This is a genomic window from Thermorudis peleae (assembly GCF_000744775.1).
GTDB lineage: Bacteria > Chloroflexota > Chloroflexia > Thermomicrobiales > Thermomicrobiaceae > Thermorudis > Thermorudis peleae.
In genome coordinates, this window is the sequence record NZ_JQMP01000004.1 from 41043 (window position 1) to 58666 (window position 17624).

16 protein-coding genes and 2 tRNA genes are annotated in these 17624 nt (G+C 56.3%); 12 read left to right on the forward strand and 6 right to left on the reverse strand.

Annotation, left to right across the window (positions count from 1 at the left end):
• Positions 1–2 precede the first annotated feature (2 nt).
• Both N675_RS10080 and N675_RS10085 read left to right on the forward strand, forming a co-directional pair.
• Positions 3–881: a bifunctional 5,10-methylenetetrahydrofolate dehydrogenase/5,10-methenyltetrahydrofolate cyclohydrolase gene (locus N675_RS10080; RefSeq protein ID WP_051914619.1), complete on the forward strand. Its 879-nt coding sequence runs from the start codon at positions 3–5 to the stop codon at positions 879–881.
• 62 nt (positions 882–943) lie between these two features.
• Positions 944–1243 carry a hypothetical protein gene (locus N675_RS10085; protein WP_038039805.1) on the forward strand — a complete coding sequence of 100 codons (300 nt, stop codon included), beginning with the start codon at positions 944–946 and terminating at the stop codon, positions 1241–1243.
• Here the strand turns inward: N675_RS10085 and N675_RS10090 are convergent.
• The 5 genes from N675_RS10090 to alaS are packed head-to-tail and all read right to left on the reverse strand — an operon-like array spanning position 1220 to position 7509.
• The gene (locus N675_RS10090) at positions 1220–2335 is read right to left on the reverse strand and encodes a M50 family metallopeptidase (protein ID WP_038039806.1); all 1116 of its coding nucleotides are present in this window, start codon (positions 2333–2335) and stop codon (positions 1220–1222) included. The genes N675_RS10085 and N675_RS10090 overlap by 24 nt on opposite strands.
• Positions 2336–2392: 57 nt before the next feature.
• Positions 2393–2680, reverse strand: coding sequence for a cyclic-di-AMP receptor (locus N675_RS10095; RefSeq protein ID WP_038039807.1), 288 nt, complete (start codon positions 2678–2680; stop codon positions 2393–2395).
• A gap of 58 nt (positions 2681–2738) precedes the next feature.
• Positions 2739–3191, reverse strand: a complete 453-nt coding sequence (gene ruvX, locus N675_RS10100) for a Holliday junction resolvase RuvX (protein ID WP_038039808.1) — start codon at positions 3189–3191, stop codon at positions 2739–2741.
• A complete protein-coding gene (locus N675_RS10105; RefSeq protein ID WP_038039809.1) occupies positions 3188–4852 on the reverse strand; it encodes a baseplate J/gp47 family protein in 1665 nt (554 codons plus the stop codon). Before N675_RS10105 ends, ruvX begins: the two co-directional genes overlap by 4 nt.
• Before the next feature lie 17 nt (positions 4853–4869).
• On the reverse strand, positions 4870–7509 hold the full coding sequence (gene alaS / locus N675_RS10110; RefSeq protein ID WP_038039810.1) for an alanine--tRNA ligase: 2640 nt from the start codon (positions 7507–7509) through the stop codon (positions 4870–4872).
• Between the two features lie 274 nt (positions 7510–7783).
• Here alaS and N675_RS10115 point away from each other — a divergent pair, with 274 nt between their 5' ends.
• The 9 genes from N675_RS10115 (at position 7784) to N675_RS10155 (ending at position 15694) form a co-directional block, all read left to right on the forward strand.
• Positions 7784–9520 carry a cation:proton antiporter gene (locus N675_RS10115; RefSeq protein WP_038039811.1) on the forward strand — a complete coding sequence of 579 codons (1737 nt, stop codon included), beginning with the start codon at positions 7784–7786 and terminating at the stop codon, positions 9518–9520.
• 66 nt (positions 9521–9586) lie between these two features.
• A tRNA-Leu gene (locus N675_RS10120) sits at positions 9587–9673 on the forward strand.
• Between the two features lie 395 nt (positions 9674–10068).
• Positions 10069–10140 (forward strand) — tRNA-His (locus tag N675_RS10125).
• 81 nt (positions 10141–10221) lie between these two features.
• The gene (locus N675_RS10130) at positions 10222–10848 is read left to right on the forward strand and encodes a tetratricopeptide repeat protein (RefSeq protein ID WP_038039812.1); all 627 of its coding nucleotides are present in this window, start codon (positions 10222–10224) and stop codon (positions 10846–10848) included.
• A 33-nt stretch (positions 10849–10881) separates the two neighbouring features.
• Positions 10882–11088, forward strand: coding sequence for a Trm112 family protein (locus N675_RS10135; protein WP_038039813.1), 207 nt, complete (start codon positions 10882–10884; stop codon positions 11086–11088).
• Positions 11089–11158: 70 nt separating this feature from the next.
• Positions 11159–12226, forward strand: a complete 1068-nt coding sequence (ruvB, locus tag N675_RS10140) for a Holliday junction branch migration DNA helicase RuvB (RefSeq protein WP_051914620.1) — start codon at positions 11159–11161, stop codon at positions 12224–12226.
• Entirely contained in the window at positions 12223–13287 is a 1065-nt protein-coding gene (queA, locus tag N675_RS10145) for a tRNA preQ1(34) S-adenosylmethionine ribosyltransferase-isomerase QueA (RefSeq protein WP_231578013.1), read from the forward strand. Before ruvB ends, queA begins: the two co-directional genes overlap by 4 nt.
• Positions 13288–13420: 133 nt before the next feature.
• A complete protein-coding gene (gene pckA / locus N675_RS10150) occupies positions 13421–15022 on the forward strand; it encodes a phosphoenolpyruvate carboxykinase (ATP) (RefSeq protein WP_038039815.1) in 1602 nt (533 codons plus the stop codon).
• Positions 15023–15028: 6 nt separating this feature from the next.
• The gene (locus tag N675_RS10155; protein ID WP_051914621.1) at positions 15029–15694 is read left to right on the forward strand and encodes a histidine phosphatase family protein; all 666 of its coding nucleotides are present in this window, start codon (positions 15029–15031) and stop codon (positions 15692–15694) included.
• 28 nt (positions 15695–15722) lie between these two features.
• Here the strand turns inward: N675_RS10155 and N675_RS10160 are convergent, their stop codons facing one another.
• A complete protein-coding gene (locus tag N675_RS10160; protein WP_038039816.1) occupies positions 15723–16295 on the reverse strand; it encodes a hypothetical protein in 573 nt (190 codons plus the stop codon).
• A 148-nt stretch (positions 16296–16443) separates the two neighbouring features.
• Between N675_RS10160 and dnaN the strand changes: the two genes are divergently transcribed.
• Complete coding sequence (gene dnaN, locus N675_RS10165) at positions 16444–17580, forward strand: DNA polymerase III subunit beta (protein ID WP_038039817.1); 1137 nt, start codon at positions 16444–16446, stop codon at positions 17578–17580.
• Positions 17581–17624 lie beyond the last annotated feature (44 nt).

Genomic DNA, 17624 nt, shown 5'->3' on the forward strand with positions numbered 1-17624 from the left:
GCATGAGTGCAAGCCAACTCGATGGGAGACCAATTGCACGCAAAATAATCCAAGTGATGCGAGAGGAATTTTCTGAATTAATCAAGCAAGGATTGACAATTGCTTTAGTTCATGCTGGTGATCCCTCAGCACTTGCCTATGCCCGCGCAATTACTCGGACCTTTACCGCCTTGTCCATCGCTGTCGTCAGCACGCCCGTTGATGAACAGTGCTCACCGGATACCTTTATGCAATGCATTGAGCAACTGAACCATGACCCTGCGATTACGGCTGTACTCGTTCTTCAGCCGTTGCCGGCTCGCCTCCCGCGCGCATTACCCTCGCAGATCCTTTCCCCCCACAAAGACGTCGATGGGATCACGCCCTTTCACCAGGGACAGCTGGCACTTGGCGAACCAACCATTATCCCAAGCACTCCTCTTGGTGCGCTTGCCCTTCTTCGTTCGTATGACATACCACTACGCGGCCGACACGCAGTTGTCGTTGGACGAAGCACCACCGTTGGACGACCACTCAGTTTGCTGCTGCTGACCCAAGACGCAACCGTCACGGTCTGCCACCGACAAACATCTAATCTTTCACAGATTACGCAGCAAGCTGACGTTTTGCTCGTTGCGGCTGGAGTCCCTAAGCTGATTACCCCTGAGCATATCCGAGATGGAGCAGTCGTCGTTGACTTCGGCATCCATCCACATGGTCGTCACGTTGTTGGTGATGTCGACCCTGCAGTTGCACAACGAGCAGCTGCTCTCACCCCTGTTCCTGGCGGGACGGGTCCGCTTACGACCGTAGCGCTCGCTTACAATTTCTTCCGGCTTGCTGCATGGCAGCGAACTGGTTCGCTGCCGACGCATGATCGTCTTGCCTGGTTTATTCCGTAGCGACTCCGGACGCCCACGGAGCACTGACGAGCAACCAGCATGAATAGCGAGAGAGACAAGCGATGGATGAGTTTACTGCTTCACTGATTCGGGCATTTGCTTTCTGGTTGCCGGCTGGTACACTCGGCCCGTTCCTCGTAAGCTTGCGGACCCACGCTTCATTCCAGCAGGCCATCATTGAGGCAACGCTGTTTGCGCTCTTCGGCTTACTCTTCTATCCAACGCTTCTCGCCATGTTGCTTGTTCGTTATGTTAAGCCAGTGCCCGTTGAACCCATCGTCGGCGTCAGCTTTGTCCTCGCGACGTTCTCTGTCATTGGTCTCCGCCGCTATTGGCAATCATTGCAGCGTCCGCGTCGCTGAATGATCGACAGGGTTATTGGCGTGGTCCTGGGTTATCTGCTGGCCGGGCTGCTGGACAAGCTGAGCAAGCACGTCGTGATCAACGACTCCCCAGCCTTCGGTGCTCCGCACGAGCACTGCAACAGCGCGGCTATCCCATAACGCAACGCAAACTTCAGCAAGTGACGCCTCATCCGATACGTCAATCCATTGGGAAGGCGAAAGCGGTTCACACAAGCGAAGCGTTACGGTATAAAAAGAACGAAGGGCAGGAGGCACACGAAGCAGTCGAAATGAGGGCTGCCCTGGTTGACCAATCACTGCATAGCCCACACCGCGTGGCAGAAGCTGATCAAGATTCTCGTCGCTTGCAACCTGCACTGCCCGTGTAGCAACTGCAATCGCCGGCGTATCCCAGCCAATAAGCGAAACCGCGGCTTGTTGTTCAGCCAGTGGCAACGTTCGCCAGAGTGCAAATGACGCCCAGGCCAGCCAGCATCCGGCAAGAGCTAGCATTCCTCCCCGTTGGACAAGGACGAGACTACCAGTGAACCAAAGTAGCGCAATCGCGAGCGTGCGAACTCGAGCAGGAAATGGAGGCGAACACCGAGGACGAAGTTCCCCCCGGAGGAGGGCAAGGACGAAGGCGAAGAGGCGATCGCCATCTGTGCCTAAAGCAGGAAAGAAATTGAGGAGACCAACGAGCGCACTTGCAAGCGCGAGAAAGGTCATACCTTGCGATAGTGGCTGGATCCCAGCCCAGAGAGTTATTGTCGCAACTGATGCAACGAGCAGTGAACCGCATGGGCCAGCGAGCACTTCAGCTATGGTGCCAAGCCGGTAATCATATCGGACCAGATGCCCGATCTCCCCGATGGGACTCCACCGCCACGCAGAGAGAGCAACGATATGCAAAACGCGAGCAACCAAGATGTGTGCATAACGATGGATAAGCAAACTGACAAGCCAGGCCCAACTTGTCAGGATGACAGCTGGCCCAATTGGCCGATGCTGCCACTGTGCCCACGTTGCCGTTAGGAGTAACAGTGGGAAAATCGCACCAACGAGCGAGAGGAGACGGGCGCGCCACAGAGCGTGCAGCGGAGATCCCACACGGATGCCTCCTCGCTGGCACAGCCCAGCGTCTGATCAGGACGCTGGATCGATTGATTACAGTCGCTGGTAATCTTCAAGCGGGACGACAAAGACCGTAGCAGCAGCGGGTTGCACAGTTCCCTTCGGTCCTTCTTGCTTCGGCGGGGTTGTAACATGGTGACGAATAACGTCGATGACGGTGTCAACATGAGAATCCTCAACTCCAATAAGTAAAGTCGTGTTACCTCGGCGAAGGAAACCGCCGGTACTTGCTAACCGTGTGGCACGAAAATCCTGTGCAAGCAGTGCTTCAAGGACAGCATCAGCATCCTCATTCTGCACCACGACAATAATGAGCTTCATCCCCACTCCAGTTCCTTCTCCGCTCAACCCGCCCCGGCGAGTATAGTGTGCCACGCAATTACTGGTCAAGGTGACGGGACTTCACCCCATCTCCTTGCGCACGTCGGGCATCGAGATAGTTTTGCAGTAAGAGCGCGGCAGCAACCGCGTCAATGACCTGACGTCGCCGTTCTCTTCGCTGGCCACTTGCAATGAGTGCACGCTCAGCCTGGGCAGTTGTGAGCCATTCATCCCATAAGACAATTGGACAAGCAATGTGCTCGCGTAACTGGGAGACGAATGCTCGGACAGTCTTCGCTTGGGTTCCTTCGCCGCCCCGCAGTTGACGCGGTAAACCAACAACAAGCCCAACCGCCTGGTATTGGTCGACAAGCTGGGCAAGAGCAGCAAACGGATCATTCCGTCGAGCATCGATGACCATCAAAGGACTCGCGACAAGTCCCAACTCATCGCTGATCGCAACGCCGATATACCGCTCCCCTACATCAAGGCCGAGGTATCGTTCGCTCATGATCCACCAAGGTCTTCACGGACCACAATCGAAACGTGGGAAGCGATATCGGGGATACGCTGCGGAGCCCATCGCGGTGATACAGCCACAGACACATCAGCAACACCTGGTAATGTTTGCACAACTGTTTGAGCCTCAGCGAGAGATTTCCCGAGTACGCGTTGTCGTATCTCGTTGATCTCAGCGGCGGAAATAACTTTGCGGGCCTGCGCATGCCCCGAGATCTTCCAAGCCAACTGTGTGCCAGGCATCGGTTCAGGATCAGTAAACGCGACCGTTCTCCCTAGCAGGACAACGTCGGTTTTCGCATTAGCGACAAGTCGTTTTCCAAGCTCCTCGCGCGCTTGTTGGTGGAGCGCATCAAAGTCAACCGCCGCCGCTTTCACCGTCATTTGTGCCACAAGTGTCACGCGATCGCTGACATCGCCAACTTTATGGTCATAGGAAAGCTGGACGTCACCGCGCTGCAGGGAGCCATCAAGTAAGCGCTCATGCGGCTGGAGCGCTCGTGCAATTGCGCCATCGACTTGCGCTTGCAGTTGGGCTGTTGCTTGATCGCGCAGGGCATCAAGGTCAGCTTGGGTGACAACCGGCTCTTTTCGCACCGTTCCCCCCGTAATTGGACGTTGATTGTTGTAGAAAATTCCGTTGTCAAGCTGACCTGAAACCACGCCAGCATCGGCGTTCCCATCTGGGCCGGCGGTAGTCGCCACGACGTGTCCGAGTGCTGAGCCAAAGGAGAGCGAGCCAAACGGATCGGCTGCCGCAATCGAAACGCCTTCAACGAGGCGATAAGATTTGCCGTTTCGTCCTTTCAGGACAGTACCCGCAGGGATGGTAACCGCTTGCGGATACGGATTGACAAACATGACTGTGCCCTCTGCAGCTTTGTCAGGCACAGTACGCTCTCCTGACGCTTGCCGGGCCACGGTCGCAGTTAATGTCTGCTCGATCAGACGCGGCTGGACAGCATAATCAAGGCCGGAAGCGCTTCCCTGCACACCGTACGTTAGTGTCGCATTTAAATCGATGATTTGCGGGGTAACAACAAGTGTGGCACGCGGGACAAAGAGCAAGGCGACCATTGCCGCGATGCCGCCGCCAATCAACAGGAACCCGAGCAACCCAACCACCAGCGTCCAGCGTCGCAGCGCCAGGCGTTGTTGCCGCGGCCGAGCGGTATGCGCTTGCTCTGCTTCCCGGACAGGAACAGTCTTGGGCGAAGCTACCGCTGTACGCTGCGGACTTTCGGGTGCAAGGACAACGGTACCAGTTGGGGAAACAAACATTGTCGGCTCCGGTGGACGAGCCGGACGATACGTCGCAAGTGATGCAGTCTCTTGGTCGCGTTCACCATCGGGAAGATCGAGCGCACCATTTTCCTCGTAGGTTGTAAGGGCAAAAGGTAAGCCAACGAGCTGAGCCAAGCTTCGACGGCGAACGTCCTCAGGATCAAGAACGAGCACACAGGCAAGTTGCCGTTCACGCGCTTGGGCTGCGAGTCGACGGAAGTCGGTCGCATCGCGAAGCGCTTGGCTTCCTCGCGGAATCCGGAGTTCAATGGTGATGGGGCGGCTGTCAGCACCGGCTGTGTGCTCAAGCAACTCCTGCAGTTGCTGGCCAGAGGCAATTGTTCGCCGGAGCACCCCCGATGCCGCCATGCCTGCCTCCACTTCGCTTAGCCCGTTTGTGTCAGCTGGAGCTGCCGGACCGCTTCGTCACGGGCGACGCGCAATGCTGCACGCAGTTGGTTGACGTCGACGCCACCACCTTGCGCAATTTCCGGCCGACCGCCACCTCGACCGCCAATGAGCGGAGCCGCCGCACGAATCACATCCCCAGCATTCGCTCCACGCCGCACCGCATCACGGGTCGCCATGGCAAGGAGCGTTGGCCGACCTTCAATCGCGCTCCCGAGAATCACGACCCCGCTGCCAATCCGCTCCCGCAAGCGATCACCGATTGTTCGCAGAACCTCAACACTTGGCGCTTCTACTTCAAGACTCACGACCTTCATGCCGTCGACCGAGACCGCATCGGTGAGAGCCTGGCTTGCTCGTTCAGTCGCAAGCTCAGCCTGCAATCGCTGGATACTCCGTTCAAGCTCACGCAAGCGTGACTGCATTTCTTCGACGTGCTGAGGTAACTGCTCAACCGGAACATGCAATTGCTGCGAAAGTGTCGAAGAAACGTGGCGCAGTTGCCAGGCAAGCTCAACACTACGCGTCCCCGTCACTGCCTCAATGCGGCGAACACCGCTCGCAACACTTGACTCATCGGTAATCAAAAACAGGCCGATTTCACCGGTACGCGCAACGTGCGTACCGCCACAAAGCTCTTTGCTAAATCCCGGAATGGAAACTACTCGTACTGTGTCACCGTACTTCTCACCAAAGAGTGCAATAGCACCCTCAGCGATGGCCTCGCGATAGGGTTTGTAGGCAATGTCAACGGGGAGATCGCGCAGAATTTCCTCATTCACTCTACGAGTAATGGCATAGAGTTGTTCTTCGGTCAGAGCCGTCGGATGGGTAAAGTCGAACCGTAGCCGGTCAGGGGCAACGAGCGAACCAGCCTGCTGCGCATGCTCACCAAGCACCTGCTTGAGTGCCGCATGGAGCAAGTGCGTTGCCGTATGGTTCCGACGAATGGCAGCGCGGCGTTCACCATCGACAATCGCACGTGCCCGTTGTCCAACCTGCAAGAATCCTTCGCGGACCACAGCACGATGGACAATTAGCTCGGGCGTCGGTCGCTGGGTGTCCAGTACCTCCGCGATGCCAGTTGACGTCTCGATGCGACCCGTATCACCAACTTGACCGCCGGCTTCGCCGTAAAACGGGGTACGATCGAGGATGACCTCGATTTCTTGCCCTGCCTCGGCTTCTGTCAACGCCTCATTGAGCGATAGCAAGCCGCGAATCGTCGCTTCGCTCTCAAGCTCGGTATATCCGGTGAAGACGGTCGGTTCTGCGCTGAACTGTGCATAGAGTGCAGCCCGTTCACGGACAGTGTCAGCGAAGCGACCAGCGCTTGCGCGGCTCTGCACCCGCTGATGCTCAAGTGCTGCATCAAAGCCAGCGCGATCAACGGTCAGACCAGCTTCACGTGCAAGTTCGGCAGTCAATTCCAACGGAAAGCCGAAGGTATCGTAGAGGCGAAACGCTTCATCACCGGGAATAACCGTTTCCCCAGAGCGCTGCAGCTGGTCGACAAGGGCTTCAAAGCGGGCAATCCCTGCTGCCAGTGTCCGTTGGAACAGGGCTTCTTCGTGGCTAATGACACGATGAATTCGCTCGCGTTGCTCAACGAGTTCAGGATAATAGGGAGAGAAGTGCGCGATGACGACGTCAGCAATATCGGCAAGGAACGGCCCCTCAAGTCCAAGCAAACGGCCATGCCGAATTGCACGGCGCAAGACACGGCGCAGAACATACCCGCGGCCCTCGTTCCCAGGAAAGACACCGTCACCGATCAAAAACGTGACGCCACGGGCATGATCAGCAATAACGCGCAATGACCGGTCATACCGGGGATTTTGCTTGTACTGGACGCCCGCTTTTTCAGCTGCTGCTTGAAGAATCGGGAAAAAGAGGTCCGTCTCAAAAACGGAACCCACACCTTGTAAGATCATGGCAATGCGCTCAAGGCCCATGCCGGTGTCGATGTTCTTTTTCGGCAGAGGGCGTTGTGATCCATCGGGTTCCTTATAAAACTCCATGAAGACCAAGTTCCACGTCTCGAGAAATCGCCCGCAGGAGCAACCAGGGCGACAATCTGGGCGTCCACAGCCAAATGCCGGACCGCGGTCGTAATGGATTTCTGAATCTGGCCCATTGGGGCCCGTATTCCCAACGGGCCCCCACCAGTTATCTTCAAGTTTGGTGATACGCTCCTCTGGGACCTTGATCGTGTCTCGCCAATAGGCATAGGAAAATGCATCATCGGGATGCACCGTAGGATACCAGCGGTCAGCTGGTATCCCTAAACGCTCGGTAAGGAATTCCCATGCCCACGATATCGCCTCAGCCTTGAAGTAATCGCCAACGGAGAAGTTACCGAGCATTTCAAAGAACGTCAGATGACTTTCATCGCCAACTTCGTCGATATCGACGGTACGGAAGCACTTCTGAATCGACGTTAAGCGAGTATGGGGAGGCTTTTCAAGGCCTAGGAAATAGGGAACCATCTGCTGCATGCCAGCTGTGGTCAGCAGGACCGTTGGGTCACTTGGGATTAGCGATGAGCTTGGTACGTGCACATGTCCACGTTCGGCAAAAAATTCAATGAAGTGCTTCCGGATCTCACTGCTCTTCATCGGTGCAACTACTCCTCGCTCTGGCTCTTGGACGGAAAACGCTTGGCGATCACGTTCTTCTCTCGCCTGTCAACAGCATCGAATTCTACTGGCGGCCAACGCTGTTCGCTATCGAGCCAGAGCACCTTGTGTACGTACACAGTATGACAGAAGCCTGGCGTGACGTCAATGCTGTCACGGAGCGGATGGGGATTGTAGGATCGGAAAGGTTGGGGGAAGAAGCCGGGCGCGCTCTCGGTCACGAATGGCCCAATAGGAAGAGATATGGGAGGGGATGGACACCAGCGGAGAAGCAACCCAGACATTTTTTGCCCTCTTGCTTGTGCTGAGCCTTGGGCTTGCTGGGGGCACACTCGCTCGCCTTGCCCGCCAGCCAGTTCTTGCTGGCTATATTGTGGCTGGCATCATCCTCGGCATCGTACAACATACCTTCCACCTTGTTGCGGAATCGGAAACGGTTCAGGCCTTCGCTGATCTTGGAGTCACATTCCTCATGTTCTCGCTCGGTGCACATTTTTCATTGCAAGAACTCTTCGAACTTCGTCGCATCGTCCTCCGGGCGGGCATACCCCAAGTCATCGGCACCGCTGTTCTGACAAGTCTTGTGATCATAGCCTTGGGCAGGCCAGTTGAGCAGGCAATCTTTTTTGGCGAAGTCGTCGCGTTATCAAGTTCCATCGTCGCGTTAAGCGTGTTAGAGGACCGTCAGGCTCTTGGCGAGGCATACGCCCGCCTCGTGCTTGGCATTGGTCTTGCCCAAGACCTTCTTGTCGTTCCCCTCCTTGCCATGCTTTCCGCATTGAGTCACGGAGAAACGTGGCAAGCAGCATTTCTTGGCATTGTGCGCTCACTCAGCATTGCGCTGGTTATGCTGGTCGTTCTGCTCGTCCTTGGTACGCGCATCATCCCGAGGATGCTGTATCAGGTTGCCCGACTTAGCTCACGCGAGCTTTTTCTCATTACTCTCATCGCCCTTGCGTTTGCCATCGCGCTCGCGGCTCAAGGCGCAGGCCTGTCCCTGGCACTTGGCGCATTTCTGGCCGGCGTTGCCATTTCCGAATCAGAATTTGCGGCTCACGCGCTCGGTGAGATCACTCCATTACGGGATGTCTTCAGCGTACTCTTCTTCGCCGGGCTTGGTCTGCTCTTCGATCCACACGCGATCACCACTGACTGGCAACTATTTCTTACCTTGCTTGGAATGACGATCCTCGGCAAATTGGCGGTGACAAGCGGACTTCTTACCCGTCTGGGCTATCCTCCTGAGGTCGCAGTACAAGCAACGATTCCGCTTCTCCAAATTGGTGAGTTTTCGTTTGTGCTAGTCCTTCAAGCTGAAGCGCTTGGAGTGGTGCCGTCTACTGCTGGCAAAACAGTGATTGCTGTGGTCATCGTGTCAACACTGCTTACCTCACCACTTGCGACGCTTGCACCGCATCTGGTGCCTTCTCTTTCGCGCCTCCTTGCTCCGCTTGCTCGTCCAACTCCGTCGCTTCTTCCTGATCGACCTGCGCCACCGTTACGCGGCCACACGATTGTCGCAGGATTTGGTCGAACTGGACGCGAGCTTGTCCGAGCACTGGAACGGCGGCACTTTCGCTACATTATTGTTGATCGCGATGCCGACCTTGTACGACAACTGCGGCAACGAAATCTCCCGGTTATTTACGGTGATATCGCGAATCCGGAAGTTCTTCGCGCAGCTCATATTGAACAGGCCCGCGTGCTTGCGCTTGCGATTCCCGATGCCTTTGCAGCTGAACGCGCCATTCGGCTAGCTCGCAGCATGAATCCCGTTCTTGACATTATCGTTCGCGCCGACCGGAGGGCCGATGTCCGCCGATTTGCCGAAGCTGGTGCAACTGAAGTAGTCCACCCAAGCTTCGAAGCTGGACTCGAGATGGTTCGCCATACGCTTCGGCGCTTTGGGGTAAGCATGCAAGAAATTCAAGCCCAACTTTCAGCCCGGCGAATTGACTACTATGAAGAAAGCACGCAAGCCGATCAATAGCCGCTTGCTCACAAAGCATCTGGCTCGGTATACTATCTGATGCGAGCGCACGTGGTGCGCGATTATGCCGAAGTGGCGGAACTGGCAGACGCGCTACGTTCAGGGCGTAGTGGGGGCAACCCCGTGGGAGTTCAAATCTCCCCTTCGGCACCACCGGCCCGGGTTTCACCCGTGGGCGGCGCTGAGCAGGGTGGTCGCTGGCCGATTTGGCCAGAGGAAAGTCCGAGCTGCGCAGAGCAGGGTGCCCGGCGTAAGCCGGGGCAGCGGTGGCCGGTGACGCTGACAGTCCAGATTGGCACACAGCACCTGTGCTGTGTGAGAGCAACAGAGACGATGACCGGGCTGTGCCCGGGGTGAAAAGGGCAATCCTCCCCGCAGCAATCTCCGAGTGGGCCGCTTGGAGGTGGCTCGCCGAGGCCCGAGGATGAGAGCAGCCGCTGAGGTGACGAGGCGGCCGTCCACATGGCAGAATCCCTGTGGGCGAGAGAGATGACCACCACGAACAGAACTCGGCTTACTCGCTCAGCGTCGCCCTTTTCATTGTTGTGGTGCCTCTAGCTCAACGGCAGAGCGCTGGTCTGTGGAACCAGTGGTTACGGGTTCGAATCCCGTGAGGCACCCTCGCGATTGGACGGCTGTGTTTGCAGCAGCCGTCCAATTCGTTCCTTACGGACTATCGTAGCCGCCGAAGAGGAGCACGCATGCCGCCTGTACCCCAGTCCACATCACGGCGGCCCACTCAGCGAAAATCGGCGACGAATCATCGCCCGGTTCGTCTCCTTGTTAGTGCCATGATTGGCTTTGCGCTCCTCTTCGTCAGCGTGAGTAGCGCGCTTCTGCTGGAATGTCAGTCTCGAGAGCAAACGAATCAGACAGTTGCGCTACCCGAAGTGACGCCGGGAGCAGAAGAGGCACGACTTCGTGCCCAGCTGACGGCTCAGCCGGATGATCTTGCAACGATCCTTGCCCTCGCTGATGTACTCACCAACAGTGGCCGTTATGAGGAGGCAACCGAACTCTACTCCAAAGCGATCACACTCCAACCGAATGACCCTCGTATTCGCCTCGCCTTCGGTCGAATGCTGCTCCTTGCTGGGCGATACGCTGACGCGCAAGCAGAGCTACAAATCGCAGCAGCACTCGCTCCGCACGATCCAGCGCCATACTATTTCCTCGGGCAATTAGCCGAGCAAGAACCTGAACCGAATATTGCTCAAGCCAAAGCAGCATATGCAACGGCTGTGGCCCGGGATCCATCGAGTCCCTATGCGCGATTAGCCCAAGAACGTCTCAAGGCCTTGCAAGCGACTCCGACTCCAGCGCCATAACGCTGGTATCATGGCAGTATGGAAGGAGCAGCGATGGACAGGTCAGAAGCAAGCACACCACTTCCGGCTGAATTACTCGAAATCCTTGCTTGTCCTGCGTGTAAAGCACCAGTTCGCCAGGAAGGCAACCGCATCGTTTGCACCCGCTGTGGACGGCGCTATCCGATCGAAGATGATATCCCTATTTTGTTAATCGATGCGGCAGAGCTTCCGCCACAGCCGATGGCACCATCATCGTGAACTTCTGTTGACAAATACTATCCTTGTAGTGATCGTTCGAACTGTGATGTCACACGAAGCGAAGGAACCGATGGAAACGCGTATCGTCTCAGGCCGCCAACGCGATGAAGAGCAATCGCTTGAGCAGAGCGTGCGGCCACGGCGACTTGCTGAGTACATTGGGCAAGACCAAATTAAAGAGAGCTTAAGCATCGCTATTCGGGCAGCCCAAGAGCGTGGAGAGCCACTTGACCATGTGCTGTTCTACGGGCCACCCGGACTGGGCAAAACAACCCTCGCTGGTATCATTGCAGCTGAAATGGGCGTTAACTTACGGATTACAACTGGCCCGGCAATTGAACGTCCGGGGGATCTGGTCTCAATCTTGACCAATCTTCGCCCAGGTGACGTGTTGTTTATCGACGAAATTCACCGTCTCAATCGACTTGTTGAAGAAGTCCTGTACCCAGCGATGGAGGATTTTGCTGTTGATATCGTGATTGGCAAAGGACCAAGTGCGCGCAGCATGCGCTTAACGCTGCCGCGCTTTACCCTGGTTGGCGCGACAACGAGGCTGGCGCTGCTCACCTCGCCGCTCCGCGATCGCTTTGGAGCTATCTACCGCCTTGACTTCTACCCGGTTGAAGCGCTCGTTCAGATTCTTGACCGCGCAGCGCAGATTTTTCATATCGACCTTACACCAGACGGTGCACGAGAAATTGCCCGGCGTTCTCGAGGCACACCCCGCATTGCTCTCCGGTTGCTTCGCCGGGTTCGCGATTACGCCCAAGTCCGGGCAAACGGACAAATCACGCAGCACGTTGCACAAGAAGCACTCCGCCTCCTCGCAATTGATGCCCAAGGGCTTGATGAAGTCGATCGCCACATCCTCCGCACGATCATCGAAAAGTTTGATGGTGGTCCAGTTGGCATTCAGACGCTTGCCGCTGCAACAAGTGAAGAAATTGACACGATTATGGATGTCTACGAACCATATCTCCTGCAACTTGGGTTCATTCAACGTACCCCGCGAGGGCGTATTGCGACGCGACGAGCCTATAGCCATCTGGGGATACCGTATCCCGCCGAGCGTGAGGCAGTTCAAGCTGCGTTGTTCGCGCTTGACAATGAGCGTGAAGGAGCTGATCCTGAACAATGACTGAGCCACGAGCTGATGAACCAATTCGCATGGAAGACTATGATTACGAACTTCCCCCTGAACTCATCGCGCAGGAACCCATCGAACCACGCGATGCAGCTCGACTAATGGTCATTGAGCGCAAAACCGGAACAATTCAGCATCGCCGATTTTGGGAAATTGGCCAATTTCTCAATGCTGGTGATTTGCTTGTCGTGAATGATTCGCGAGTGCTTCCTGCGCGGCTCTACGGTCAACGAGCAACCGGTGGCAAAGTCGAAATCCTGCTGCTCCATGTCGGCGAACGCCTCGAAGAATGGGAAGCACTCGCACGGCCGGCGCGGCGTCTGCGCCCTGGCGAAATCATTACCATCTTCCCACGTGAAGAGAGTACAGCTGAGCCGCAGCCAATCCGTATTCTGGAAAACCTCGGCGGCGGCCGCGTTCGCGTTGAGTTTTCTCGCTCGCTTATTGATCGGCTCGAAGCGTACGGGCATGTGCCATTGCCGCCATATATTCATCAACCGCTCCGCGATCCAGAGCGATACCAGACGGTGTACGCCCAGCATCCCGGTTCCGTTGCAGCACCAACTGCAGGCCTCCACTTCACACCGCGACTCCTAGAGCAACTGCAAGCGCAGGGAGTTGGACTGGCACGGGTGACGCTACATGTCGCACTCGGCACGTTCAAGCCGGTGCATGTCGAAGATGCACGGCAGCATGAGATGCACGCAGAATGGTATCGGGTACCAAGTGAAACACTGGCAGCGATTCGCACTGCGAAAGCGAGTGGGCACCGGGTCGTTGCTGTCGGTACGACATCGGCACGAACACTCGAATCTATTGCAGAGCGGATCGGCGAAACCAGAGACATTGCCGGATGGGCCTCGCTTTATATTTACCCGGGATATCAGTGGCGTGTTGTGGACGCGCTCATTACGAATTTCCACTTGCCACGCAGCACGTTGATGTTGCTTGTCAGCAGTTTTGCTGGGAGAGAACTCATCCTTCGAGCTTATCGGGAAGCGGTTGCTGAACGTTATCGGTTCTATAGCTTTGGCGATGCCATGCTCATTCTCTAAAGCCTCAGCATCGAGTAAGATCGTACCGAGCAGGCGCAGGCAGACGACGCGGCATCGCAAGTTTCACGCGACAACCACCCCATATTGAGGGTGAATGTGATGTCGGGCAGGGAGTAGGGAGAGGAGCAGATCAATGGCACGGTCAACCGTGCTTGATGCCGCAGGAGTCCATCCAGCGCTTGTCCACCTTGGCCAAACCCACCGTAACCTTTCGCCAGCACAGCTTTATGAGCACGCTATCCATCGGGGCGAAGCCCAGCTTTCCACCGATGGAACTCTCGTCTGCTTGACAGGCACACGAACAGGTCGTTCGCCCAAAGACAAGTTCCTCGTCGCGGACACGACGACGGCAGAAACGGTTTGGTGGGGCGGCAACCAAGCGATTGAACCCGAACGATTCCACGCGATTTTGCAGCGTGTCGCGGCTTACCTCCAGGGACGCGACGTGTTCGTTCAAGACCTTGTCGTCGGAGCAGATCCACACTACCGGCGAGTCGTACGCGTGGTAACAGAGTTCGCATGGCATAACCTTTTTGCCCACAACTTATTTATTCGGCCAGCAAGGCGAAGAAGGCAGCCAATCACACCAGACCTTACCGTGATTTGTGTCCCAAACTTCCGCGCCAACCCAACGATTGACGGTACCCGTTCAGAAGCGTTCATCCTCCTCAACCTCAGTGAAGGAATCATTCTGATTGGTGGCACCGCGTACGCAGGCGAAATCAAGAAATCCGTCTTTACGGCCATGAACTATTACCTCCCCCAGCAGGGGGTGCTCAGCATGCACTGTTCCGCGAACGTCGGGCCTACCGGCAACGATACTGCCCTCTTCTTCGGCCTCTCAGGGACAGGAAAAACCTCGCTTTCAACTGATCCGCAGCGACCAATGGTTGGTGATGACGAACACGGATGGTCAGATTCCGGGATTTTCAATCTCGAAGGTGGCTGCTACGCGAAAACGATTCGCATTCGGGAGGAATCCGAGCCAGTCATCTATGCTGCCGCCCGACGCTTTGGAACAGTGCTTGAGAACGTTGTCCTTGATCCAGACTCGCGCCAAGTCGATTTCGATAGTGACGCAATTACCGAGAATACCCGCGCCGCCTATCCCATTGAGTTTGTCCAACCGCATGTACCAGGCGGACAAGCACCACACCCCCGGACGATTTTCTTCCTGACGGCTGATGCCTTTGGGGTGCTGCCGCCGATTAGCCAGCTTACTGAAGAACAAGCCCTCTACTATTTCCTTTCTGGATACACAGCGAAAGTTGCAGGAACAGAAGTTGGCTTAACTGCTCCTCAGGCAACGTTTAGCACCTGTTTCGGCGCACCATTCTTAGCCCTCCCCCCGGCGGTGTATGCGCAGCAACTCGGCGAACGCATTCGCCGGCATGGTGCAACAGTCTGGCTTGTCAATACGGGATGGACTGGCGGACCCTATGGCATCGGGCAGCGCATCCCGATTGCCTATACACGTGCGATGATCCACGCCGTTCTCCAAGGCGAGCTTGACACAGTGCCAAAGCATGAACATCCAGTTTTTCGTGTCCTGGTTCCAGAGCACTGCCCTGGAGTACCTTCCCACCTCCTCGATCCACGGGCGACGTGGGAAGCAGCCGAGGCTTATGACCGACAAGCCCAAGCTCTTGCCCACATGTTTCAGGAAAACTTCCGGCAATTTGCGGGGACCGTGGATCCTGAGATTAGCACAGCGGGCCCTGTTCTCGGTGCATGAATCACAATGGTCGTCCTGCTGCTTGTTCGCCACGGTGAGACGGTCGCCAACAGCGAACGGCGCATCCAAGGGCAACTCGATGAGCCGCTCAGCCCCACTGGCCGGGCACAGGCCATGGCGTTAGCTGAGCGGCTCGCAGCTGTTACCCTTCACCGCTGTATTGCAAGCGACCTCTCGCGCGCTGTCGAAACGGCTGCGTTGCTTACGCGCCCGCATCGTATCCCGGTCGAGCAAGATAGCCGCTTGCGCGAGATTCACTATGGCATTTTACAGGGGCGAACATTTGCCGAGGCACAGGAACTTGTTGGTCAAGACCGCTGGCCTGATCGAACGCGGGTACCAGCTGCGATCCGAGCGAATCCACCTGGCGGGGAATCAGAACAGGCAGTGATCGCTCGTCTTCAGTCCTTTCTGCATGATCTGCAGCAGACGATCGCAAGTGCTCCGAATGACGAGATCATGTTGATCGTCGCCCATGGCGGATCACTTCGTTATCTTCTTTGTCTCCTTCTTGCACTCCCGGCTCGGGCAGCCGATGCCTTTCCCTTTGCGAATTGTGCGCTCACGTGTGTTCGCTGGCAGCCTGGGCAACCGGCTCAGTTGCTGACCCACAATGACTGCTGCCACCTTCACAATGGGAAAGCCGCCCAAGAACTCCTTGGGCGGCTCTGAACGCTGTGCTGTCGTCAACACGCACGCGTTACGCAGGGCGCCGCTGCAGTTCGCGATCTTGCCGCTGCAATGTGTTGATCAATTCCGAAGCCATCCGCCGATCGAGTTCTTCCAGAGAGCGGCCGTACAATTCACGTGCCCGCGCATCGAGATCTTCGTCAGAGATGCCAGCAGCCCGAGCAATAGTGCGCAGGTACGACATCTGGCGCTCGGTTGCGGCCTGGCCACGCCGGCCGACAGGGGAATCGACCACACGACGCTCGGCAGCGCCAAACTCAAAGTCAGGGCAGAACTGTGTGCCGTAGCCAAGGGCTGCGAGTGCACGGCCGAGCGCTTTCGTCTCGGCCTTTTCCAGGTAATCCTGGAAATCGTCGGCAGTTTCACTGCCCCATCCAGTCGCCGAACCGCCGCCAGGGATCTTCACGCGAGCGCGAAAGACCGCAACACCATCGCGATGCTCGACGAGCTCGGTGTCGATCTCCCCATCCGGATGCTCGGTTCGGAACCAGAGCAGACGCCACTTGACTTCCAGGTAGTCGCCACCGCCGACCTTGGTCAGGTACTTACTAGGATCAAATGCTGGACGTTCAGGTCGATCCATGAGAGAAACTCCTCTCAGAGTTGAACATCATTTCCAGATCAAGTGTAGCATATCAACCGATTGACGCCAATGGCGAGGCACTGGAGCGTCACGCACGTCATGCTATAATGCTGACAAAGAGTGTCCGTACACGAGAGGGGAGACGATCGTGCAGCTCACCTGCGACCAAGTTGAACTGCAAAAAGCATTGAGCCAAGTTAGTCGGGCTGTTGCGAAGAAATCGACCCTCCCAGTCTTAACAAACGTCCTCCTAGACGCCTATGAGGATACCCTGCAGCTGAGCGCGACTAACCTCGAAATTGCGATGACGATCAGCATCCCGGCTACGGTCGTTCAAGGGGGACAGTTAACCATTCGCGCTGATGTCTTTAGCGACTTTGTCAACACCCTGCCCAAAGATTCTATCTCCATGGAAACGACTGATCCGCTAACGCTTGCCATCAGCTGCGGCAAAGTGAAAGCCTCAATTAAAGGGCTTTCCCCCGATGATTTCCCTACACTGCCAACGTTTGGTGACCAGCAAGCAACAGCACGCATCCCCGGTGAATTGTTCAAAGAGATGGTTGGCCAAGTTTCATTTGCGGCAGCAACCGATGACAGTCGGCCTGTGCTTGCTGGTGTTTACCTTGAATTTCAAGGCACGACCGTGACTCTTGCGGCAGCTGACGGCTTTCGTCTCTCCGTGCGTGAAGCCGAACTCGACGAACCAGCAGCAGACAACCTCGCCGTCATCGTACCAGCCCGTTCCTTGAACGAACTGGCGCGCAGCGTCGATGATAGCGACGTTGTTGAACTACTCGTTACCCCAAGCCGCAGTCAACTACTCGCGCGCGTTGGCCGTCTCGAGTTCCTTACCCGTTTAATTGACGGACATTTCCCTGAATTCCGACAAATTATCCCGAAAACCTGGAACACCCGCGTCATTACTGGGCGGGATGACTTTTTCACGGCAGCTCGACGAGCCCGGATTTTTGCTCAGGCCAATAATGATGTAGTGCGCCTTCAGCTTGTGCCCGGTGATAGCGAACTCGACCCGGGACTGTTAATCGTTTCGGCCGAGGCAAGCGAGACAGGAGAAAATGAAGACCTGCTCACCGCCCGTGTCGAAGGCCCCAAAGCACAAATTGCCTTTAATGGACGCTATCTTCTTGAAATCCTTTCGGCTATCAAAACACCTGAAATCGCCTTTGAGATGACAACCCCAAACGCTGCTGGTGTCTTTCGTCCGGTCGGTGATAGTTCCTTTGTCCATGTGATTATGCCGATGGTGCTTGGCACACTCTAAAGCCAGATACCGTAATGCTCCAGGGATGCGTTGCGATCATTGTA